Genomic DNA, 22,093 nt, shown 5'->3' on the forward strand with positions numbered 1-22,093 from the left:
ACAAATGCAAAAAGTAAATTTACTGATGAAGATGTTAAGAACCTTCACATAAAGAACATTACAACAGTGCAAGCCTTAGATACTTTTTTCAAAACTAATATATGTATTGCTGATTTTTTTTGTTGCTTTAATTAATGATCAAGCAAAAATAAAAAAAGGACAAAAGGGCGAAGAAAAGAAACTTTATGATATTTTGATTTGCTTCAAATCGATTACTTTATTAGATGAAATGTTAGATTCAAATTTATCATTAACAATCCTCGGAGATATTGATCCTAAAATTGGGATTGTAAATGTTAAAAATATTTTTTTAACAACGATGAAAAAAGAAAAACAAGAATTTTAAACATTGGCAACCGGAGTCGTTCTTGAGATTTCGGATAATTTTCGAATTGAAGAGGCAAAAGTGCGAACTATTTTTGACTCAAATGCAATAGCGAATATGAAATTTTTAACTTCATTTTTTGCGGATAAAAAAGAACGATGATTACAATATTTACAATTTCAAGCGCAAAATTTAGAATATAAACGGAATAATTCTTGTTTATATTTAAAACGAAAATTAACAGAGTATATTAAAATTCCGAAAACCGTTGCAATGGGAGAAAAGTTTCATGATGCTTTATTTTTAGCGCATAATTTTTGATATGTTGATAAAAAGCATTTTATTAAAAAAATTTAACAACTAATCATTTATTTGAAGAAATAATTATCGTTGAATTAAAACTATTATTAGACAATTTGAATAAATATTTAGTTTTAAAACAATTAACTAATCTAAGTATTGCTAGTTTGGATATTAATCGAACATATCAAAAAAAACACCATTATCATTGTTTACTTTTAATTTTAGTGATAGTTATGTCCAAGAGGGAACAAATATTTATGATTTAGGGGTTAATATTGCAGAAACAAAAGAACAACAAGCAAAAGGGAACTATGATTTTAAAAAAGAACTAATGAAAATTTATATGCTTGAAAATAATATTAATCAAGAAGACGATATTGATCAAGAAAAAATTAAATTAATTATTAAATAATTAGATCAGTATCAAATTGTTAATTGCTTTTATGAAATAAAGAATGATGATGAAATATCGTTTAGTGAATTAAAAAAATAATTGCACCATATGGTTATTTAACTTATATTGGTACGGGTGATTCAACGCTAATTCGGCGTAGTAATATTATTTTAGATAAGATTAGTAAAAACGATGTTGCTAATCCATATTTAATTAATTATATTTTTAATATTGTCGATATTAAATTAAAATCACAATTTGATTTAATTATGTTAGAACAATTAACATTTGCTTCTAATAACTTAAATTTAAATCAAAAAAAGCAATAGCAAAAGCTTTAAATTCTCAAGATATTTTTTTATTACAAGGACCAACCTGGGCACGGGTAAGACCGAATTTATTGCTGAATTAGTTTATCAATATGCCAAGCTAGGGAAAAAGGTTTTAATTTCATCGCAAAATCATACCGTAATTGATAATGTTTTGACAAGATTGTATAAAACGCCATTGCTAGTTCCATTGCGTTTAACAGGAGAAGAAGTTCGGAAAAAATCGCTTTAATGATTTTAATTCGGATAAGTTAATTTTTAATAGTTATCGCTTTATTTATTCACATTTGTTAAGACAATATTTAAAAAAATGAAATGGAATTGAGCATGATTATGAGAATCAAAAATATGAATTACAAAAGTTAAAAGCAAATGCGAAAATGTTAGAGAAAGAAATTAATTATTATAATAAATATATGCAAAAACTAAATACCTTAATTGCTGAACGAGAAACAGTAATTAATCAGAAATTGCAATATCAAACTGATAATCATAAATTAGCTGTTGATGTTAACAATATTCAGAATGTATTAGCCTTCTTAGATGATTTGAATTGAAAAGGAATGATTATATCAACGCCAGCTCTTGTTCAATTATTTAATAATCATTTTGATAAGTTATTACAAGAAAAACTTGGTTTTCAATTTGATGAATCATATTCATTAACTGAAACATATAAAAGATTATTATCAATTCCAACTGATAATAAGTTATTAAAAGAGAAAGAATTAGAATTAGAAAGATTAAAACAAGTTAGCAAAGAATTGCGAGATAATGATTGAATTGAAAAATTATATGCAATGCAAAATGAAATTTTAGAATTAAAAAATCAACTTGTATTAAAACAGGAAAATATTGTTGTGCAAAAAGAACAAGCAGCATTTAAAAGTGGTATTTTGCAATTATTAAAACAATATGAAGAACAAATTACGGTTAATCAACAAAAGATTAACGCCAGTGATGAAAATAAATATGAGCAAGAAATTTCTGCCTTAGAACTTGAAACAGGAACGTTAAATCAGAAAATTAGTACTTTAAAGATTGAAGTGGTAAATATTGTTGATAGTATTAATGCGATTTTTAATTTAAATTTAGTCATAAAAGATATTAGGGGTACAATTAATGAAATTGATAAAGTAATTAATAACATTGAATAGACTGCACCCTAAAAAGTAAGTAAAATAAAAAAAGATTTTGCTAAACTTTAAAGGAGGTGCATTTTTATATGGCAAGAAAAGGACAAAAATTTAATAAATATACAGCATATTTTCGAAAAATGATAGTACAAGAGGTTAAAAATAATAGTATAAGTTTTATTGCAAAAAAATATCAAATTAATAAAAAAACTGTTGCTTCATGGTATGAAAATTTTAAGAAAGGAATTTTAAACACCAATAAAGGTCCAAAAGAATCATTTGAAAAAAGAGATTTAAACTATTACAAAGTTAGGTATGAATTACTAAAAAAGCTTCATGACTTTTACAATTAAATAAAAGAAAAATTGTATCTTTTATCAAAGAAAACATTAATAAATATCCACTAAATTTATTACTTGATATAACAGATTTAAAGCGTAGTTATTGAGATAAATATAAAAATTATTCAAGTAATGGTAAGGATAGCGAATCATTAAAAAATATTGTAAAAGTCTATGAAGAAAATTTAAAACAATTTGGTTATCGTCGAATTATCAAATATTTAAAAGAAGATTATGGCATTGTTTATAATGCTAAGAAAGTATTGCAAATTATGAAAGAAAATAATATTCAAGCTGAATATGTAAAGCGTATGCGTAGAAAAATATTAATAAAACAAAATAGAAATAAAAATATAATTAAATATCCTGATTTAGTAAATCGTAATTTTAATGATATTAAAGAAAGATTTTCAATTTTATTTACTGATGTAACTTATTTAATTTGAAATGGTAAAAAACATTATCAATCAACAATACTTGATGGATATACTAAAGAAATTATTGATGTAAAATGATCAAAATTTAATAATAACAAACTTGTAATTGATAATTTAAATGATGCAATTAATAAAATTAAAAAAATAAAAAAAGATTTAAATAAAATAATAATTTATTCAGATCACGGATATCAATATACATCTAAAGATTACAATAGTAAATGTTTAGATAACAAAATTATAATTTCAATGGGTAAAAATTATCATTGTGCAGACAACATTATTATTGAAAGTTTTCATTCATTACTTAAAAAAGGAACAATCCATAATAAAAATTATAAATCTCATAATGAATATATTAATGATGTTAAAAAATGAAATAAATTATATTCAAACCAAAAAGAAAAATATATAATAAATGAAAGTTTGTAAACCTTTTTATTAATACTTACTAAACAGGGTGCAGTCTATATACAACACTTGCCTTTTTACTAAATAAAATATGATAAAAAAGTATTTTTGATTTACGATTTACTAAAACTAACAAATGAAAATTACCACAATCAAGAGTATCCATTTCTCAAATTCCACTAAAACTTAAATCATTTCCATAATCATTTAAAAATTGCTTATAATCTCTAATATTAAGTAATTTTCCACGATTATTATTTTGTTCCCTATTTTTTGTTTTTCTTTTTTTATTTTTAATATATAACATTTCTTTTTTTAAATTAAAATAACCTAATTTAATATATTTATACATTGTTTTAAAACATACACCAAATTTTACATTATATTGTAATTCATACGAAGTAATAATATTTTGTGGCGAACGACCAAAATTATTATATTCATTAGAAGGGTGACTTAATTCTTGTGAATTTAACATTGAATATTTACGACATTGTTTTTTATTTTTATCATGTATTTTTTGTGCTTTTGCAGCATTATAATCATTAATATTATCAAAACATATTTAACTCTTGCCAAATAGTTCTATAATGTCTATTCACTTGCTTAGCAATTTTTCGAATATTAATTGTTCCATTTTCCTTTTTAAATAATTCATTATCTTTTAATTTTTCCAAATTTACTCTTTCATTAAAATCTAATCTTTCATATTTTTTCACACTTTACCTCCTAAAATATTTAAAATGTTATAATTTATGTGCAATAATTATAACATTTTAAATATTTTAGGAGCAATCGGATTAAAAGCAACAAGTACAACATCATTAATTAGTTACGAAAAACCAAATAATAGTAAAAACGGCGAGTAATAAACCAGAACCCAAACCACAACAACCACCAGTTGGAAGTAATTGAAAATTAATTGAAGATTGTAAATTATGCGGGATAATTTATTCTTTACTTTTTAATTTCAATATCATTTGTAATCTTATTGACAGTATTAATAACAATATCTTTACCATACTTTTTACTAACGACCGCAAAATTAAATAGTGCTTTATTTGCATAATTTCAACCTCCTATAATTAACTTAAAAAAGTTAACTAAATTAATAGTTAACTTTTTATGATTTAGTTTTACAGTATACACTAAGAAATAACATTAACTTCATCGGCAAGAATTTTAACAAATTCCTGTTCAACTTGTAAAATTCCACCAGCAATACTTAACTTATATTCCTTATTATTAATTTTATATACCATTTCCGATGGAACAATTGTTGATACAAATGGAATATGACCATACAAAATTCCCATATATCCCGTAATTGTTTTTACTGTTACAATATCAACCAAACAATTAACAATAACACCCTGGGGGGTAATAATTTTTAAACTAATTTGATTTGCCATTTTAACTATGTTTTAAAGCTGCCGCAGCTTTAACAACCTCATCCATTGTTCCAACGTATAAGAATGCTTGCTCTGGTAAGTCATCATATTTTCCGGCTAAAATTTCTTTAAAAGCGCGAATTGTTTCCACGACGGGAACATATTTTCCAGATTTTCCCGAAAACTTTTCACCAACAAAGAATGGCTGCGATAAAAAGTTTCGAATTTTCCGTGCTCTAGCAACGGCAATTTTATCTTCATCTGATAATTCATCCATTCCTAAAATTGCAATAATTGATTGTAATTCTTTAAACTTTTGTAAGATTTCTTGCACTCCCCGGGCAACTTCGTAATGTTCTTCACCAACCACTAAAGGATCTAATAGCCGCGATGAACTTCCTAAGGGGTCAACCGCAGGATAAATTCCTAATGCAGAAATTTCCCGGTCTAGAACAACTTTCGCATCTAAATGGGCAAAGGTTGTTGCTGGAGCGGGATCAGTTAAATCATCCGCCGGAACGTAAACTGCTTGAACCGAAGTAATACTTCCCTTTTTCGTTGACGTAATCCGTTCTTGTAAGGCCCCCATTTCAGTTGCTAAGGTTGGTTGATAACCAACCGCAGATGGCATTCGCCCTAATAAGGCGGATACTTCAGAACCAGCTTGAGTAAAACGGAAAATATTATCAATAAATAATAAAACATCTTGATTTTTATCATCCCGGAAGTATTCAGCAATCGTTAAACCAGTTAAAGCAACTCGCATACGAGCTCCTGGTGTTTCATTCATTTGACCAAAAACTAATGCAGTTTTATCAATAACCCCAGCTTCAATCATTTCATAATACAAATCATTACCTTCCCGAGTTCGTTCGCCAACGCCGGCAAAAACAGAAATTCCCTCATGCGCTTTTGCCACATTATTAATTAGTTCTTGAACTAGAACTGTTTTTCCAATACCAGCTCCCCCAAATAAACCAATTTTTCCTCCCTTTACAAAGGGAACCAATAAATCAACAACTTTAATTCCTGTTTCCAAAATTTCCGATGTTGTTTGTTGCTCTTCATATGATGGTGCTTCACGGTGGATTGGTCGCATTATTTTTGTTTTAGGTTGTGGTTTTTCATCAATTGCTTCTCCAAGAACATTAAACATTCTTCCTAAAACCTCTTCCCCAACCGGAACTGTAATTGGTGCTTTTGTATCAATGACCATCATTCCCCGGGCCATTCCTTCAGTTGGACCTAGCGCGATTGCTCGCACTGTGTCATCACCAATATGTTGAACAACTTCTAATACTAAATTTACCCCATTATTATCAAGCGTAATTGCATTATATAATTCTGGTAAATATTCTTCGGCAAATCGTACATCAACAACAGGCCCTAAGACCTGTACTACTTTTCCATTTTTCTCCATTTTCTTAACTACCTCTTAATTTTCTTGTGCGCCAGCTCCGGCAACAATTTCTGTAATTTCTTGGGTAATCGCTGCTTGACGCTTACGGTTATATAATAACGATAATTTTTCTAACATCACATGCGCATTTTCCATTGCATTTTCCATTGCTAGGCGTCGTGATGCTTGTTCAGAAACTTGTGATTCAATAATTGTTGAAAATAAAATTGTATTTAAATACATCGGCACGGCATTTTCCAAAATTGTTGCTGGATCTGGTTCAAATTCTGTAATAATATTAATATGTTTTGGTTCTTGATTCTGGTTCGCTTTAACAATTGGCAACAATTGTAAAATTGTTGGCTTAAAAGTAACATTGTTAATAAACTTAGTATAGGCAATTTTAATTTCATCGTAAGTATTCCCATTAAACCCAGATAAAATTTCTTGCGCAAATTCACGAGCATCATCATAAGAAAAATCAATATCAATGTCTTTTCTTACATGCATAATTTTGCAACCTTTATTGGCATAAAATAATTCTGCTTTAGAACCAATGACAATGATACAATCATTTTTTCGTAATTGACGTAACACTAGTTTATTAATATTAATATTATAACCACCACATAAGCCTAAATTTGAATTAATAACAATTCAACAAGTACGCTCACTAGCTTTTGTCCCATCTTTTTTTTGGTAAATTGAATCATCCGCTTTACTAATAATGTCATTAAAAACAGTATAAACTTCGGAAAAATATGGTTTTGAATTTGAAATTTGTTTTCCAATTTTTTTTAATTTTGCCGTCGCTACTAATTTCATTGCTTGTGTTATTTTAGAAGTTGAATTAATTGAAGTAATTTGTTTTTTTAAACCTGTTCCAACTGCCATTTGTTTATTTCAACCTTATTGTCCTAAACGGTTTCATTTTTCAACTTGACCAAACAATTCTGGTTTATAATCCGCAATTTTATTTGTAACTTTTTTAACAACTTGAATAATTTCATTATCAATATTAGCCATTAATATTTCACTATAGGTTTTTGTTTTTCCTAATTCAGTGTAATATTTTTTTGCTTTTGTTTTAAAATGTTCAATTAATTCCTCTTTAAACTCTTGAATTTTATTAACTGGAATTCAACGAGTTCTTTTTTTATTAACTGCTAATAAAATAATTACCTGATCAATTTGGGAAAGTGGTGAATATTGCTTTTGTTTTAAAATTTCAATTACTCGTTTCCCTTGTTCTAAAACTTCTTTTGTTGCTTCATCTAAATCAGACCCAAATTGTGCAAAAGCTTGCAATTCCCGATATTGAGCTAATTCTAATTTTAATGAACCAGCAACTTGTTTCATTGCCTTAATTTGCGCCGCTGATCCTACCCGTGATACTGATAACCCTGCATCAACCGCTGGCCGAATCCCAGCATTAAATTGGTCATTATTTAAGAAAATTTGTCCATCCGTAATTGAAATAACATTCGTTGGAATATATGCTGAAATATCACCGGCTTGAGTTTCAATAATTGGCAAGGCTGTAATACTTCCGCCACCATATTCTTTTGTTACACGGGCGGCACGTTCTAATAAACGACTATGTAAATAGAAAACATCTCCAGGATATGCTTCACGTCCCGGTGGCCGGTGTAATAACAACGCCATTGTTCGATAAGCAACAGCATGTTTTGAAAGGTCATCATAAATGATGATTACATTTTCACCAGCTTCCATTCATTCTTCACCAATTGTAACACCCGTATATGGGGCTAAATATTGCAATGGGGCTAATTCACTTGCTGTCGCTGAGACAACTGTCGTATATTCTAGGGCTCCTGCCGCACGTAATTTCTCAACGATTTGGGCAACAGTTGACGCTTTTTGCCCAATGGCAACATAAATACATTTAACGCCTTTCCCTTTTTGGTTTAAGATTGTATCAATCCCAATCGCTGTTTTTCCTGTTTGCCGATCACCAATAATTAGTTCCCGTTGTCCTTTCCCAATTGGAATCATCGCATCAATTGTCATAATTCCCGTTTCCATTGGTTCATCAACTGATTTTCTTGTCATAACTCCAGGGGCAATTCTTTCAACTGGGCGCGTTTTTTTTGCTTTCAAAGGACCTTTCCCATCAATGGGTTGCCCTAAAGCATTAACAACTCGTCCTAATAAGGCATCACCAACTGGTGTTTCAACAATTTTTCCTGATCGTCGAACTTGGTCTCCTTCCCGAACTGTCATATCATCACCCATTAGAACGGCTCCAACGGCCCCTTCTTCTAAATTTAATACCATTCCATAAATTTCATTTGGAAAAATTAATAATTCACTCATCATTGCATTATCCAGACCATCAATTAAAGCAATCCCATCACCAACCGTGACAACAGTTCCTTCTTCATGAATTTCAATTTTCTTACCATATTCTTTAATTTGTTTTTTAATTATTTCTGAAATTTCATTTATATTTAAAGCCACTTTTTCACCTCGTCTTCTATTTATTATGTATTGCTTTTTGACGCATTGTTTCTAATTGTCCCGCAATTGATCCATCAATAATTTCGTGTTTAATTTTAACGCGAACACCGCCTAATAACGAGGGATCAATTTTATTAACTAATTCAATATGATAACCAAATTTTTTACTTAATTTTATTTCAATTGTTGTAATTTGTTTTTTTGTTAACGGCTGTGTTGAATAAATATTTCCATATTGAACATCATAACTAATATTAATTAATTTTCTTAAGCATTTAAAGATTCTTCTAACATAACAAAAAGCTTCCCAATCAATTAATAAGAAAAGGGCATTTAAAATTAATGGATCAATAACTTTTTGAAATGGTTTTTCCAAAATCTTCTTACGTTCTATTTTTGTAATGTCTCCATTCATCATTAATTTAATATAATCTGGTTCTTGCTTAAATAATTCAACAATGATATTACTAACTTCTAAAAAATGATCAATTCTTTTTGTTTCAAGTGCTAAATCCATGAGCGCAGCTGCATAATTATCAATAAATTTTTCACTAACTAACATAACCTGCTACTCTAATTCTTTAATGAATTCTTCTACTAATTTTTCATTTTTTTCTTTGCTAATTTCTTTATCTAATAATTGCTCAGCTGCATTAAATGCAACATTAATAATTGATTTTCGAATATCATCATAATATTGCTCTTTTTCCTTTTGAGTTTCTTTATGAGCTTGTTCATTCAACTTCATAACTTCTACTTTCGCTCTCTCTAAAATTTGACGACGTTTCGCTTCTGCTTCAGTGCGGGCAGAAGCAACAATATTATTTGCTTCTACTTTTGCCGTTGTTAATAATTTTGATGCTTCTTTTTGATCAATTGTTGCTTCTGTTTGTTTTTCTGCTGCATCTTGAATTAATTCTCGAATTTTATTCCGACGAGCACGCATTGCCTTACGAAATGGATTATAAACTCATTTTGATAATAAAATTAATAGGATAATTGTTGCAATAACATGGGCAATAAAAATCCATAAATTAGGAAATAATTGATTAATAATTTGTGATGGTTCAATTGGTTTTGACATTAATCACATTGTCATTGACTTCCAAGCCTTCCTTCTTTAAATTTCTTTCCTTTTAACCAGTAACAAATGCTAAAATAATCGCAATAACTAATGCATAAATTGACCCTGATTCAGTAATTGCAGCAGCAATAATATATTGTGTACGAACTTTACTTTCAACTTCTGGATTACGAGCAATCGCTTCAACTGCTTTTCCTCCCGTATATCCTTGTCCAATTCCTGAACCACAACATCCAATCGCCGCTAATCCTGCTCCTAACAATGACATTCCTTTTGTAAAGCCATCATTAATTCCAGCCATTAATCATATTCCCATCATATTTGACATCAAATCTATCGTCATAAAATCTATCATATTATAGTTCTCCTCTTCCTTAACAAATATATAATTTCATTTTAATCCTTTTTTAGCCATTTAAAGCAACATTTTTAACTTTTTGTTCTTTTTTAACTTAATTGTCTTTTCTTCTTTCTCTTTATTTTCTGTTTTCATTTCCATTGCCCAATAAGCAATTGTTAAAATTGAAAAAATATAAGCTTGAATTAAGCCATCAAAAACGTCAAAATAAATGCTTAAAAAAGGTAAAAAGATACCCGCCAATAAATCAACAGGACCAATATAAGGAATTTGACCTCAAATAAATCCCATTAAAGCGGTAAATAAAGTAATAATAACTGTTCCTCCCAAAATGTTTCCAAATAGCCGGAATGAAATTGAGATTAACGGAACAAATTGCGTTAATAATTCTAATGGATTTATAAAAAACTTTTTAAAATATACTATTTTTTGATATTTAATCCCAAAATAATATATCCCAATAAATGTTACCAATCCCATTGATAATGGGACAGTATAAGCTGTTGCCAACGATTCAAAACCAACGACACTCATTAAATTTCCAATCCCAATATACAATAATAAGTACATAACATAAACAGTCAAAAATTTATATTTTGGCCCCATTAAATCAACAACTTGTTTTTCAACTCACTTAATTGCAATTTCTGCAAATAACACTAAACCAGTTGGAACATCAGTTGGGCCAAGTTTTTTTAGACGTTTATAATAGCCAATTGATAAAAGCATAATAATAAAGGTAGTAATAACTATCGTTATTAATTGCGGTAATAAAATCGCATAACTTCATGCATTCATTCCACTTTTATTTGGATTAGGAATTAAATCCATGGCAAGAAATTGAACAAAATTACTTTTAGTCACCATTTTTCTCTTCCTTTCTGTGCTTACGAATTGGAAATTTAACATTTGCAAATAGCGATGAAAGCGGGCATAAACTAATCCCAACAATTATTGTATAGATACTAAAAAAACTAGTATTCTCAGCATAAATAACTATTGGTATAGCATAAATAACTAAGCGAACTAGGTACAATAAGATAAAAAAGTACTTATTTAAACTTATACTTAACAATCATCCAGAAAAGCAAATGATTAAGAAACCTATAAGAGAAAACAAATACCCCAAAACTAATCCTGAGTATAAAGTTCAATCTCGTTTTAATGTCAAATATATGATCGTCAATACTACTAGTATTTCCAAAAACATAATTAAACTTATTATTGACAGTTTACATTGTACACCTTTAAAGGGTTTTTTTCAATTTAATTTACTTTTTTTATTTAGTTCCAAAAATACGGTCTCCTGCATCACCTAGACCAGGAATAATATAAGCATGTTCATCTAAACGTTGGTCTAAAGCAGCAACATACATATCAACATCAGGGTGATGTTCTTCAATGCATTTTTTCCCTTCTGGCGCAGCTACTAAACATACTAATTTAATATTAGTAGCCCCTCACTCTTTAACTTTTTGAATCGCAAGATTAGCACTGCCTCCGGTTGCTAACATTGGATCTAAAACCAAAACACTTGCTTTGCTAATATTTTCTGGTTTTTTAGCAAAATATTCATGTGGTTGTAGTGTTTTTTCATCACGGTATAGGCCAATATGCCCAATTTTAGCATTTGGAACTAAATTAATAATTCCATCAACCATTCCCAAGCCGGCTCTTAAAATTGGAAATAAAACAATATCATTTGCAATTTTATATCCCTTTGTTTTTGCTACTGGTGTCTCAATTTCAAATTCATTTAATTCAATATTGCGAAATATTTCATACGCCATTAATTTCGCAATTTCATCCAAATTTTCCTTAAAAACCTTTGAGTTGCTTTCCTTTTTACGCATTCTTGTTAATTTATCTAAGATTAGTGGGTGTTTTATTACAGTAAATGACATTAATTACTTTTCCTCCTTAATTTACTAGATTTTAACATAATTATAAAAATAATACCAAGTTGTTTTAGGCTGTAATTAGTTACATTTTTATTAAAAAGGCATCATGTACGATGAAGCTCCAAAAAACTCTTTTTATTTAACAAGATTTTTTTTATTTTTTGTGATTATTGTTTTTTATTTTTAATTTGTTATAATTTTATTAACTTTTTATGATTTAGTTTTACAGTATACAATACAATATTACTTTATCATAGTTTTTAGAATATTTTAAAGGAGTTTCAAAAAGATGTTTTTAATATATGGCGAAGATGCTTTTTTAATTAAAATGCAAAAAAATAAGATTTTAACAAAAATTAATTCTGATAATGAATATGATTTACAAGAATATAACTATTTAGAAGATGCTTTACCATCAATTTTAAATGATGCAAACACTATTCCGTTATTTTCAGAAAAAAGAATTATTATCGTAAATGATAGTTATTTTATTACGGAAAAAAAAATTAAAACAAAAGTAGATAATAAGAGTCATTTACCACAGTTAATGGAATATTTAATAGCACCAAATCCTAGTACTTTTATTATTTTTATTTGCCCAGTCAATAAGATTAGTAATCGTTTAAAAATAACGAAACAAATGTTGGCATTAACTAGTGTTTTAAAGGCAACAAATTTATCATATAATGAATTAACAAAATTTATTAATGATTATATTGTAAAAAATAATGGAGCGATTAAACAGAATCTAATTCCCAAGATTGTGGAATATTTACCAAATAATTTGTATATTATCCGAAATGAATTAAAAAAATTATTATTAATTAATTCTGATATTACCGATGACTTAATTGAAAATAATATGACAAAATATTTGGATACTGACATTTTTAAATTAGTTGATGACTTATTAAAAAATGATTTAAATAGTTTTTTAATAAATTATCATTATTTGCAAGAACGAGGATTAAGTAGTATTGCTTTATTAGCATTGATTACGAGTAGTGTTATTTTTACGAGAAATATTATTGTTTTATCGGCTTTAAAGAAAACACCATCTCAAATTGTCGAAATTTTACAAATCCATCCATTTTGAGTAAAGAAAATTTCAGAACATATGCATAATTTTAGTATTAAAAAAGCAAATAATATTATTCAAGAATTATTTTGAATTGATTATAATATAAAAAAAGGTATAATAAGAAGAGAAATTAGCAGTGATTTGTATTTAATTAAATTATTTGATATAAATTAAATTATCACAAAGAGAGATGAGGGAAAGAAATCAATGAAAGAAAATAAATTATATGCCCATATAGTTTATACATTATATAATGTCTTCAAGGATGATAATATAAAGGCACAGGTAATAGTTAATGCTGAATTTAAACAATTAGTAATTCAACAAATTTGTAATTTATTAACATTAGAAAAAGAATTTAATGCAAATTTAAATGATAATAAGTTTACCTTTTCATTTGCTCAAGTTTTAGCGGATATTACTAATGAATCAGAAACTATTGAGAAAGTTGATGGTGTTACTTTCAGCACCTTAGATGAAGAATATGTTACTTTTGTGCAATATATTCTTCAAAATTTTGAAGTTGAAAAAAGTTATATTACTAGAGAAAATCACATTACAAATGAATTAATTGATGCAACAGTTGATTTTACGGATGAAAAAGCAATTGATAATGCTAAAGATAAATTGAAAATTAAAACTAATAAACAAGAAGCAGTTGAGTCGTTATCTCATCCAGGACCTACAATTGGGATTGGTGGAATGGGACCCCTAATGGGAAGCATTGGTCCGGATTTTAATGATTCTGGTAAATTTGATATGTCACAAATGGCAAATATGCCTATTCATCCTCGCTTAGATCCACGTTTTTATTTTTATACTTCAAAACCAAAATATATGCCAATTTTAAAGAAAATTGTTGCTGGTTTTGTGATTTTAGCTTCTACTTTGTTAGTTTTATTATGATTTTTAAATTCATATTTAAATATTCATTTAGACACAAAAGTAATTGTTTATACAATTCCAGGGACTGGCCAAACAATTATTGTTGGTCTTGGCGCTGATAGTGAGTTACATAATAGTAATAATAATTTTAGTGAAACTTTTGTTTTTGGCTCAAAGTATAAGTTTTTATTAATGCAGTCCGCAGGTTTACAAACCTTTTCGGGAATTTTATCAATTTTACCAGGAATTTTCTTGGGTTATGAATTATTGGGAAAGAAACGTTTTAAACGGGATAACTATGCTGTTAGATTTTGACCAGTTGTATTGTCAATTATTATTTTGCTTTATTCTTCATTATCATTAATCCAAGTATTATTACCAAATGCTGTTGATAAATATTTTAATAATATCTCAGTGCCAAATGGTGGGTATATTTTTAAAAACGATCCAAATTTAGAAATAACAGGGGGGATCTTATTACCTGATTCAGATTTAGCTATCACAATTAAAAGTTTAGTAAATGAAGTTAATAATAGTATAACTTACCAAGTATTACGAGTTTTCACAATTATTTCAATGATTTCTGGGGTTATTGCTGGGGTTATGGTTTTTGTTTTAGCGGTTTTAGCTCCTAAAACAGACAGTAATAAATTAATTTGTGCTAATACAGAATATCAAAAAGCTGTAACAGCAATTATAAATGGACAAAAATATGAAATTGATCCAACATTATTTGATGATGAGTTTAAAGATGATAATGTTTTTGAAAAAGATGATTCTAAGAAATCAAAAGATAAATAAAATTGTATACTTGTAAAAAGAAAAATGGCACGATTAATTTATCTGAAATAGCAAGACAAATGGGTCGCGGGATTAATACTGTTAAAAGAGAAATTAAGCGATTTAAAAATATACAAGATTATAATCCATCAGATACTCACAAAGATTATAAACAAAAGCGTAAAAAATGTATTAAAAAATACCTGAATTTACATATTATTAGTTTTAATCTTCTGAATCTAATTAGTAATATTATTATTTATAGTTATGAAACAAAAGTTAGTGATTTTCTTTTTGCTAATGCCACTAAACGCAAACGTTTTTTAATTAATTTAGGAATTTGAAAATGAAAAACATTTGATTTTGTTATTATTGCAATGTTTGTTGTTTTAACCTTGATATTAGCCTATTTAGAAATATTATTAATTAATTTATCCTCTGGTGGTGGTGTCGGACTAAAATATATTCCCCTTGTAATTATTGCTTTTTGGCATTCAGCTTTAGTCGGTTTTTTTATTGAGAGTATTAGTGCTTTAATGTCCCTATTATTTATTTCCTCGCATTTTTATGTTTCAGCATGATCATATTTACTGGATTATTTTGTCCCGATGATTATTCCAACTATTGCTGGCTTTATGCGCTTTAAGGTTAATAATGATAAAAAATATATTACATATGTTAATTATATTATTCTTTGTTTCAGTATTATTAGTTTAATTTATTTATCACAAGTATTATCTGGAGTCCTAATTTGAACAACGTTATTTCCTGGCTCAGTTTGACCAGGCTATACAAATTGATTATATGCAATTGTTTATAACTTTATTCATAGTTTTCTTTTTACCTATCCAATTATGCAACTTGTCATTCCGTTAGTTCTGCGGAGTTTAACTCCCGTTTTCTGACAACGTTATCTAAAATATACCGATTAAAAAGGGAAATTAAAGCTTAATTTGATACAAGACATCCTTTGCTAAAATGTGTTTCGGTGAAATTATTGGCATTTACAATTTACCTCCGTTTTCACTATTATTTGGTTTTTAGCAACTAATTAACGATGTTGTACTTGTTGCTTTTAATCCGATTGCTCCTAAAATACTTAAAATGTTATAATTATTGCGCAATAATTATAACATTTTAAGTATTTTAGGAGGTAAAGTATGAAAAAATATGAAAGATTAGATTTTAATGAAAGAGTAAATTTGGAAAAATTAAAAGATAATGAATTATTTAAAAAGAAAAATAAAACAATTAATATTCGAAAAATTGCTAAGCAAATGAATAGAGATTATAGAACTATTTGGCAAGAGTTAAATATGTTTTTGATAATATTAATGATTATAATGCTGCAAAAGCACAAAAAATACATGATAAAAATAAAAAACAATGTCGTAAATATTCAACGTTAAATTCACAAGAATTAAGTCATTTTTCTAATGAATATAATAATTTTGGTTGTTCGCCACAAAATATTATTACTTCGTATGAATTACAATATAATGTAAAATTTGGTGTATGTTTTAAAACAATGTATAAATATATTAAATTAAGTTATTTTAATTTAAAAAAAGAAATGTTATATTTTAAAAATAAAAAAAGAAAAACAAAAAATGGGGAACAAAATCATAATCGTGGAAAATTACTTAATATTAGAGATTATAAGCAATTTTTAAATGATTATGGAAATGATTTAAGTTTTAGTGGAATTTGAGAAATGGATACTCTTGATTGTGGTAATTTTTATTTGTTAGTTTTAGTAAATCGTAAATCAAAAATACTTTTTTATCATATTTTATTTAGTAAAAAGGTAAGTATTGTATTAACAATTTTAATGAAAATGATTAAACAAATTTGTATTAGTAAATTTAGTTGTATTTTAACCGATAGAGGAAAAGAATTTTATAGATGAAAAACAATAGAAAAACACTTTAAAATAAGAGTTTATTTTTGTGATCCTGGTAAACCTCGTCAGAAAGCATTAGTAGAAAGAATAAATAGAGATATAAGGCGTTGATTGGGTCAAAATGAGCCATTAATTAATACTCGTAGTAGATTAAAATCTATTTTAGATATATTAAATACCACAATTAGACCTTGCTTGGAAAATTTTACATCAAGACAATATTTTAAAAAAGTTTTTTTAAATTAAATTAGTGTTTGTTAAGATTAGTAAAATTTATTTTTTGTTGTGTTTAATTTTATAATTTTTAAAATAAATATTAAGAACAATATTTTTAATTTAATATTTTTTGTGATTATTGTTTTTTATTTTTAATTTGTTATAATTTTATTAGCTTTTTATGATCTACTTTTACAGTAGACTGCACCCAAAAAAGTAAGTAAAGAAAAAAAGTCTTTGCTAAACTTTAAAGGAGGTGCATTTTTATATGGCAAGAAAAGGACAAAAATTTAATAAATATACAGCATATTTTCGAAAAATGATAGTACAAGAGGTTAAAAATAATAGTATAAGTTTTATTGCAAAAAAATATCAAATTAATAAAAAAACTATTGCTTCATGGTATGAAAATTTTAAGAAAGGAATTTTAAACACCAATAAAGGTCCAAAAGAATCATTTGAAAAAAGAGATTTAAACTATTACAAAGTTAGGTATGAATTACTAAAAAATCTTCATGACTTTTACAATTAAATAAAAGAAAAATTGTATCTTTTATCAAAGAAAACATTAATAAATATCCACTAAATTTATTACTTGATATAACAGATTTAAAGCATAGTTATTGAGATAAATATAAAAATTATTCAAGTAATGGTAAGGATAGCGAATCATTAAAAAATATTGTAAAAGTCTATGAAGAAAATTTAAAACAATTTGGTTATCGTCGAATTACCAAATATTTAAAAGAAGATTATGGCATTGTTTATAATGCTAAGAAAGTATTGCGAATTATGAAAGAAAATAATATTCAAGCTGAATATGTAAAGCATATGCGTAGAAAAATATTAATAAAACAAAATAGAAATAAAAATATAATTAAATATCCTGATTTAGTAAATCGTAATTTTAATGATATTAAAGAAAGATTTTCAACTTTATTTACTGATGTAACTTATTTAATTTGAAATGGTAAAAAACATTATCAATCAACAATACTTGATGGATATACTAAAGAAATTATTGATGTAAAATGATCAAAATTTAATAATAACAAACTTGTAATTGATAATTTAAATGATGCAATTAATAAAATTAAAAAAATAAAAAAATATTTAAATAAAACAATAATTCATTCAGATCACGGATATCAATATACATCTAAAGATTACAATAGTAAATATTTAGATAACAAAATTATAATTTCAATGGGTAAAAATTATCATTGTGCAGACAACATTATTATTGAAAGTTTTCATTCATTACTTAAAAAAGGAACAATCCATAATAAAAATTATAAATCTCATAATGAATATATTAATGATGTTAAAAAATGAAATAAATGATATTCAAACCAAAAAGAAAAATATATAATAAATGAAAGTTTGTAAACCTTTTTATTATATACTTACTAAACAGGGTGCAGTCTTCTACAGTATACATAATTACGGAAACTGTTCATTAATAATCCTAAATTTGTTATAATTATATTGTCTATTTTAAGGTAAAATTTTATCTTTTTCTTAAAATATTACAATTATCTTAAATACTAAATTCAATTTGGGATAAAAATTATTTAATGTAAAAAGCTAATGATTAAGATTATTTAACACTAGCAACATTGATTTGATTTCATTATGAAAGGAGATTACGTATGCCAGTAAGCTCAAAAGCTAAAAACAAAAAAGTGCCCCCGGCTAAAAAACCAACATCAAAAAATGCGACAGAAGAAAAATGATTATTCATTAAATCACAAGCAGTTATTGATTCAACGCCAGCAATGAAAAGATCAATTGATCGCTCGGTAGGACATGTTTATACAAAAACCGCAGCAGATTATCGTACAAAAGATGGAACGGCTATTACTACTGCTATTACAGCAGAAAGATTAATTGCGGAACGATTAGGCAAAACAGCAAATCAGCGTAAAGCAATTGAAACAAAAAATAGCAAAAAATATATGAAAAAGATAGCGGTTGGTGAAGCGAAAGCACCCGCTAAAAAAACAACAGGGAATAAAACTTTATCAAAAAAGTAATAACAAAAAATAAGTAATGTTAACAATAACTAGATTTTATAGTTATTTTTTTATTTAAAATTTTTATTAATATGTTTGCTATTTTTTTGTATACTGTAAATACTAAATCATAAAAAGTTAACTAAATTAATAGTTAACTTTTTTAAGTTAATTATAGGGGGTTGAAATTATGCAAATAAAGCAATATTTAATTTTGCGGTCGTTAGTGAAAAAGTGTGGTAAAGATATTTTTATTAATACTGTCAATAAGATTACAAATGATATTGAAATTAAAAAGTAAAGAATAAATCATCCCGCGTAATTTACAATCTTCAATTAACTTTCAATTACTTCCAACTGGTGGTTGCTGTGGTTTGGGTTTTGGTTTATTATTCGCCGTTTTCACTATTATTTGGTTTTTCGCAACTAATTAATAGTGAAAACGGCGGTAAATTGTAAATGCCAATAATTTCAACCGAAACACATTTTAGCAAAGGATGTCTTGTATCAAATTAAGCTTTAATTTCCCTTTTTAATCGGTATATTTTAGATAACGTTGTCAGAAAACGGGAGTTAAACTCCGCAGAACTAACGGAATGACAAGTTGCATAATTGGATAGGTAAAAAGAAAACTATGAATAAAGTTATAAACAATTGCATATAATCAATTTGTATAGCCTGGTCAAACTGAGCCAGGAAATAACGTTGTTCAAATTAGGACTCCAGATAATACTTGTGATAAATAAATTAAACTAATAATACTGAAACAAAGAATAATATAATTAACATATGTAATATATTTTTTATCATTATTAACCTTAAAGCGCATAAAGCCAGCAATAGTTGGAATAATCATCGGGACAAAATAATCCAGTAAATATGATCATGCTGAAACATAAAAATGCGAGGAAATAAATAATAGGGACATTAAAGCACTAATACTCGCAATAAAAAAACCGACTAAAGCTGAATGCCAAAAAGCAATAATTACAAGGGGAATATATTTTAGTCCGACACCACCACCAGAGGGTAAATTAATTAATAATATTTCTAAATAGGCTAATATCAAGGTTAAAACAACAAACATTGCAATAATAACAAAATCAAATGTTTTTCATTTTCAAATTCCTAAATTAATTAAAAAACGTTTGCGTTTAGTGACATTAGCAAAAAGAAAATCACTAACTTTTGTTTCATAACTATAAATAATAATATTACTAATTAGATTCAGAAGATTAAAACTAATAATATTTAAAATAATAAACTGAAATTTATAATTAATATATTCTTCATAACTTGCTAATCAAATACTTATCGCATATAAAATGCTAAAAATTAATCCAAAAGCACAAATAGTTAGACAAAAAATTCATATTTCTTTAAAATTTTCATCATTATTTAAAAGCAATAAGGTACTTAAAGTTGATAAGGGTAAAATACTAAGAGTTATTAAAAAACTAAGATATAAACTAATTACAACAAAAATAGTTATTTTATTGTATCATAAAATAATTTTTTGTTGTTTAAAATTAAATTTAATCGTTGAGGTTAAATCCATATGAAAATCTCCTTACACAAATAACTTTGTAATTAACGTCTGTGAAAATGAGGATCAAATTAAATTTATTAAATTAAATCAATAACGAATTTGAACTCCCTACGCCAGTCTTAACTAGATCAGGTTCTAAGAGTATTTCTCAAACTTATGAAGCATAAGTTACCTCTGTCAATTACACTATCATTTTAACATTGTTGTAAAAAACTGCAAGAAATTTTAATAATTTATTATAATATGTAAATTGTAAATTTATTTTGTTTTAATAATTTCTTTAATCCGTGCGTTTTTACCAACACGATTACGCATATAGTAAATTCTAGCACGACGAACACGACCATATTTTACAATTTCAATCGTATCGATTAATGGCGAATGCAAGGGGAAGTTTCTTTCAACACCAGCACCATTACTAATTTTACGAATTGTAACTGATTTAGTAATTCCACTACCTTGTAATTTAATTACTACTCCTTCGAAAACCTGAATTCTAAACTTAATTCCTTCTTGAATTTTAAAATGAACTTTAATTGTATCTCCTGAAGAAAATTCTGGTAAATCACTACGAAGTTGATCTTTTGTAATTTCGTCTGTTAAACGCATATTCATAATTGTTTTTTTTCCTTTCTACGGTAATTAAACCTATTTCTTTTTTTTAATTTTTGCTAATAAGATTTGTTGTTCTGTAGTTAACATCTTTTTTTGTAAAAGATCGGGGCGTTTTAATCAAGTTTTTTTTAATGCTTCATATTCACGCCATTGGGTAATCTTCTGATGATGCCCACTTAATAAAACTTCTGGAACAGAATGACCATCATATGCAACTGGTTTTGTATAAACAGGATAATCTAATAAATTATTAGTGAAAGAATCATTCAGATGTGATTGCGTATTAATTACATTCTCGCATAAACGCGTAATACTATCAATTACAATCATACTAGCTAATTCACCACCAGTTAAGATATAATCACCAATTGATAATTCATAGTCAATATAATATAAAATTCTTTCATCAAAACCTTCATAATGCCCACAAATTAAAATTAAATCATTATCCGCTGTGGCAAAATGTTGTGCTTGTTGTTGATCATATTGTTTACCTTGTGGTGCTAATAAAATTGTAATACTGTTTTTGGTTTGATGCGCTTTAATCGCGGCAACTAATGGTTCAATCATTAAAACCATTCCTTCACCACCACCATATTGATAATCATCAACCTGATGATGTTTGCCAATACTATAATCACGAATATCAACAATTTTAATTACAATTAGTTTTTCCCGAAGAGCTTTTTTAATAATTGATGTTGTCATAAAATCATCAAACATTTCTGGAAATAAAGTTAATATGGTAAACTTTTTCAT

The 22,093-nt window shown here is 26.9% G+C and carries 26 protein-coding genes, 4 pseudogenes and 1 riboswitch; of the genes and pseudogenes, 14 read left to right on the forward strand and 16 right to left on the reverse strand.

From position 1 onward, the window contains the following. Window positions 1–349 precede the first annotated feature (349 nt). The 6 genes and pseudogenes from AACK78_RS05305 to AACK78_RS05325 all read left to right on the forward strand — a co-directional run bounded on the left by AACK78_RS05305 (window position 350) and on the right by AACK78_RS05325 (window position 3,697). Complete coding sequence (locus AACK78_RS05305) at window positions 350–682, forward strand: hypothetical protein (RefSeq protein ID WP_338954900.1); 333 nt, start codon at window positions 350–352, stop codon at window positions 680–682. A gap of 151 nt (window positions 683–833) precedes the next feature. After that, on the forward strand, window positions 834–1,040 hold the full coding sequence (locus AACK78_RS05310) for a hypothetical protein (RefSeq protein ID WP_338954901.1): 207 nt from the start codon (window positions 834–836) through the stop codon (window positions 1,038–1,040). Window positions 1,041–1,638: 598 nt separating this feature from the next. Then, entirely contained in the window at window positions 1,639–2,508 is an 870-nt protein-coding gene (locus tag AACK78_RS05315; RefSeq protein ID WP_338954902.1) for a hypothetical protein, read from the forward strand. A gap of 68 nt (window positions 2,509–2,576) precedes the next feature. After that, window positions 2,577–2,840, forward strand: a complete 264-nt coding sequence (locus AACK78_RS05320; protein ID WP_338954390.1) for a transposase family protein — start codon at window positions 2,577–2,579, stop codon at window positions 2,838–2,840. 173 nt (window positions 2,841–3,013) lie between these two features. Next, window positions 3,014–3,079: pseudogene (locus tag AACK78_RS07645) on the forward strand (hypothetical protein); the annotation flags it as partial. A gap of 21 nt (window positions 3,080–3,100) precedes the next feature. Continuing rightward, a complete protein-coding gene (locus AACK78_RS05325) occupies window positions 3,101–3,697 on the forward strand; it encodes a DDE-type integrase/transposase/recombinase (RefSeq protein ID WP_338954904.1) in 597 nt (198 codons plus the stop codon). A gap of 40 nt (window positions 3,698–3,737) precedes the next feature. Here AACK78_RS05325 and AACK78_RS07650 read toward each other — a convergent pair. The 12 genes and pseudogenes from AACK78_RS07650 to upp all read right to left on the reverse strand — a co-directional run. Further along, window positions 3,738–4,395 (reverse strand): annotated as a pseudogene (locus AACK78_RS07650) (IS30 family transposase); the annotation flags it as partial. 238 nt (window positions 4,396–4,633) lie between these two features. Continuing rightward, complete coding sequence (locus tag AACK78_RS05340) at window positions 4,634–4,825, reverse strand: hypothetical protein (RefSeq protein WP_338956510.1); 192 nt, start codon at window positions 4,823–4,825, stop codon at window positions 4,634–4,636. After that, window positions 4,825–5,088, reverse strand: a complete 264-nt coding sequence (locus AACK78_RS05345; RefSeq protein ID WP_338954906.1) for a F0F1 ATP synthase subunit epsilon — start codon at window positions 5,086–5,088, stop codon at window positions 4,825–4,827. The genes AACK78_RS05340 and AACK78_RS05345 overlap by 1 nt, the downstream gene beginning before the upstream one ends. Window position 5,089: 1 nt before the next feature. Next, complete coding sequence (atpD, locus tag AACK78_RS05350) at window positions 5,090–6,487, reverse strand: F0F1 ATP synthase subunit beta (RefSeq protein WP_338954907.1); 1,398 nt, start codon at window positions 6,485–6,487, stop codon at window positions 5,090–5,092. 15 nt (window positions 6,488–6,502) lie between these two features. Next, a complete protein-coding gene (gene atpG, locus AACK78_RS05355) occupies window positions 6,503–7,360 on the reverse strand; it encodes an ATP synthase F1 subunit gamma (protein WP_338954908.1) in 858 nt (285 codons plus the stop codon). Window positions 7,361–7,375: 15 nt separating this feature from the next. Beyond that, the gene (atpA, locus tag AACK78_RS05360; RefSeq protein WP_338954909.1) at window positions 7,376–8,947 is read right to left on the reverse strand and encodes a F0F1 ATP synthase subunit alpha; all 1,572 of its coding nucleotides are present in this window, start codon (window positions 8,945–8,947) and stop codon (window positions 7,376–7,378) included. A 16-nt stretch (window positions 8,948–8,963) separates the two neighbouring features. Further along, window positions 8,964–9,509 (reverse strand): F0F1 ATP synthase subunit delta, encoded by a 546-nt coding sequence (locus AACK78_RS05365; RefSeq protein WP_338954910.1) that lies wholly within the window; start codon window positions 9,507–9,509, stop codon window positions 8,964–8,966. Between the two features lie 6 nt (window positions 9,510–9,515). Continuing rightward, entirely contained in the window at window positions 9,516–10,040 is a 525-nt protein-coding gene (atpF, locus tag AACK78_RS05370; protein WP_338954911.1) for a F0F1 ATP synthase subunit B, read from the reverse strand. 43 nt (window positions 10,041–10,083) lie between these two features. Beyond that, window positions 10,084–10,386 (reverse strand): ATP synthase F0 subunit C, encoded by a 303-nt coding sequence (gene atpE / locus AACK78_RS05375; RefSeq protein WP_338954912.1) that lies wholly within the window; start codon window positions 10,384–10,386, stop codon window positions 10,084–10,086. 60 nt (window positions 10,387–10,446) lie between these two features. After that, complete coding sequence (locus AACK78_RS05380) at window positions 10,447–11,256, reverse strand: F0F1 ATP synthase subunit A (RefSeq protein WP_338954913.1); 810 nt, start codon at window positions 11,254–11,256, stop codon at window positions 10,447–10,449. Then, window positions 11,246–11,701 carry an MG406 family protein gene (locus tag AACK78_RS07655; protein ID WP_422396888.1) on the reverse strand — a complete coding sequence of 152 codons (456 nt, stop codon included), beginning with the start codon at window positions 11,699–11,701 and terminating at the stop codon, window positions 11,246–11,248. The genes AACK78_RS05380 and AACK78_RS07655 overlap by 11 nt, the downstream gene beginning before the upstream one ends. Next, the gene (upp, locus tag AACK78_RS05385) at window positions 11,670–12,293 is read right to left on the reverse strand and encodes a uracil phosphoribosyltransferase (RefSeq protein WP_338954914.1); all 624 of its coding nucleotides are present in this window, start codon (window positions 12,291–12,293) and stop codon (window positions 11,670–11,672) included. The genes AACK78_RS07655 and upp overlap by 32 nt, the downstream gene beginning before the upstream one ends. Window positions 12,294–12,579: 286 nt before the next feature. Here upp and holA point away from each other — a divergent pair, with 286 nt between their 5' ends. The 3 genes from holA to AACK78_RS05400 are packed head-to-tail and all read left to right on the forward strand — an operon-like array spanning window position 12,580 to window position 15,968. Continuing rightward, window positions 12,580–13,545, forward strand: a complete 966-nt coding sequence (holA, locus tag AACK78_RS05390; RefSeq protein ID WP_338954915.1) for a DNA polymerase III subunit delta — start codon at window positions 12,580–12,582, stop codon at window positions 13,543–13,545. A 33-nt stretch (window positions 13,546–13,578) separates the two neighbouring features. Beyond that, window positions 13,579–15,057 carry a hypothetical protein gene (locus AACK78_RS05395; protein WP_338954916.1) on the forward strand — a complete coding sequence of 493 codons (1,479 nt, stop codon included), beginning with the start codon at window positions 13,579–13,581 and terminating at the stop codon, window positions 15,055–15,057. 2 nt (window positions 15,058–15,059) lie between these two features. After that, entirely contained in the window at window positions 15,060–15,968 is a 909-nt protein-coding gene (locus AACK78_RS05400; protein ID WP_338954917.1) for an energy-coupled thiamine transporter ThiT, read from the forward strand. Between the two features lie 108 nt (window positions 15,969–16,076). Here the strand turns inward: AACK78_RS05400 and AACK78_RS07660 are convergent, their stop codons facing one another. Then, the gene (locus tag AACK78_RS07660; protein WP_422396889.1) at window positions 16,077–16,160 is read right to left on the reverse strand and encodes a lipoprotein; all 84 of its coding nucleotides are present in this window, start codon (window positions 16,158–16,160) and stop codon (window positions 16,077–16,079) included. Window positions 16,161–16,196: 36 nt separating this feature from the next. On the opposite strand from AACK78_RS07660, the pseudogene AACK78_RS05410 reads away from it, so the two are divergent. The 5 genes and pseudogenes from AACK78_RS05410 (at window position 16,197) to AACK78_RS05425 (ending at window position 19,191) form a co-directional block, all read left to right on the forward strand. Beyond that, window positions 16,197–17,185, forward strand: a pseudogene (locus AACK78_RS05410) (IS30 family transposase). A gap of 238 nt (window positions 17,186–17,423) precedes the next feature. Continuing rightward, window positions 17,424–17,687, forward strand: a complete 264-nt coding sequence (locus AACK78_RS05415; RefSeq protein WP_338954920.1) for a transposase family protein — start codon at window positions 17,424–17,426, stop codon at window positions 17,685–17,687. 173 nt (window positions 17,688–17,860) lie between these two features. Further along, window positions 17,861–17,923, forward strand: a pseudogene (locus AACK78_RS07665) (hypothetical protein); the annotation flags it as partial. Between the two features lie 24 nt (window positions 17,924–17,947). Then, a complete protein-coding gene (locus AACK78_RS05420; protein WP_338954922.1) occupies window positions 17,948–18,544 on the forward strand; it encodes a DDE-type integrase/transposase/recombinase in 597 nt (198 codons plus the stop codon). A 263-nt stretch (window positions 18,545–18,807) separates the two neighbouring features. After that, a complete protein-coding gene (locus AACK78_RS05425; protein ID WP_338954923.1) occupies window positions 18,808–19,191 on the forward strand; it encodes a hypothetical protein in 384 nt (127 codons plus the stop codon). A 511-nt stretch (window positions 19,192–19,702) separates the two neighbouring features. On the opposite strand, the gene AACK78_RS05430 is transcribed toward AACK78_RS05425, so the two are convergent. The 3 genes from AACK78_RS05430 to trmD all read right to left on the reverse strand — a co-directional run bounded on the left by AACK78_RS05430 (window position 19,703) and on the right by trmD (window position 22,093). After that, entirely contained in the window at window positions 19,703–20,728 is a 1,026-nt protein-coding gene (locus AACK78_RS05430; protein ID WP_338954924.1) for an energy-coupled thiamine transporter ThiT, read from the reverse strand. A 79-nt stretch (window positions 20,729–20,807) separates the two neighbouring features. Then, window positions 20,808–20,905, reverse strand: a riboswitch (TPP riboswitch). Window positions 20,906–20,977: 72 nt separating this feature from the next. Next, the gene (gene rplS, locus AACK78_RS05435) at window positions 20,978–21,334 is read right to left on the reverse strand and encodes a 50S ribosomal protein L19 (RefSeq protein WP_422396863.1); all 357 of its coding nucleotides are present in this window, start codon (window positions 21,332–21,334) and stop codon (window positions 20,978–20,980) included. Window positions 21,335–21,367: 33 nt separating this feature from the next. Then, entirely contained in the window at window positions 21,368–22,093 is a 726-nt protein-coding gene (gene trmD, locus AACK78_RS05440) for a tRNA (guanosine(37)-N1)-methyltransferase TrmD (protein WP_338954925.1), read from the reverse strand.

It is taken from the genome of Spiroplasma endosymbiont of Polydrusus cervinus (assembly GCF_964019755.1).
Classification (GTDB): Bacteria; Bacillota_I; Bacilli_A; order Mycoplasmatales; family Mycoplasmataceae; genus Spiroplasma.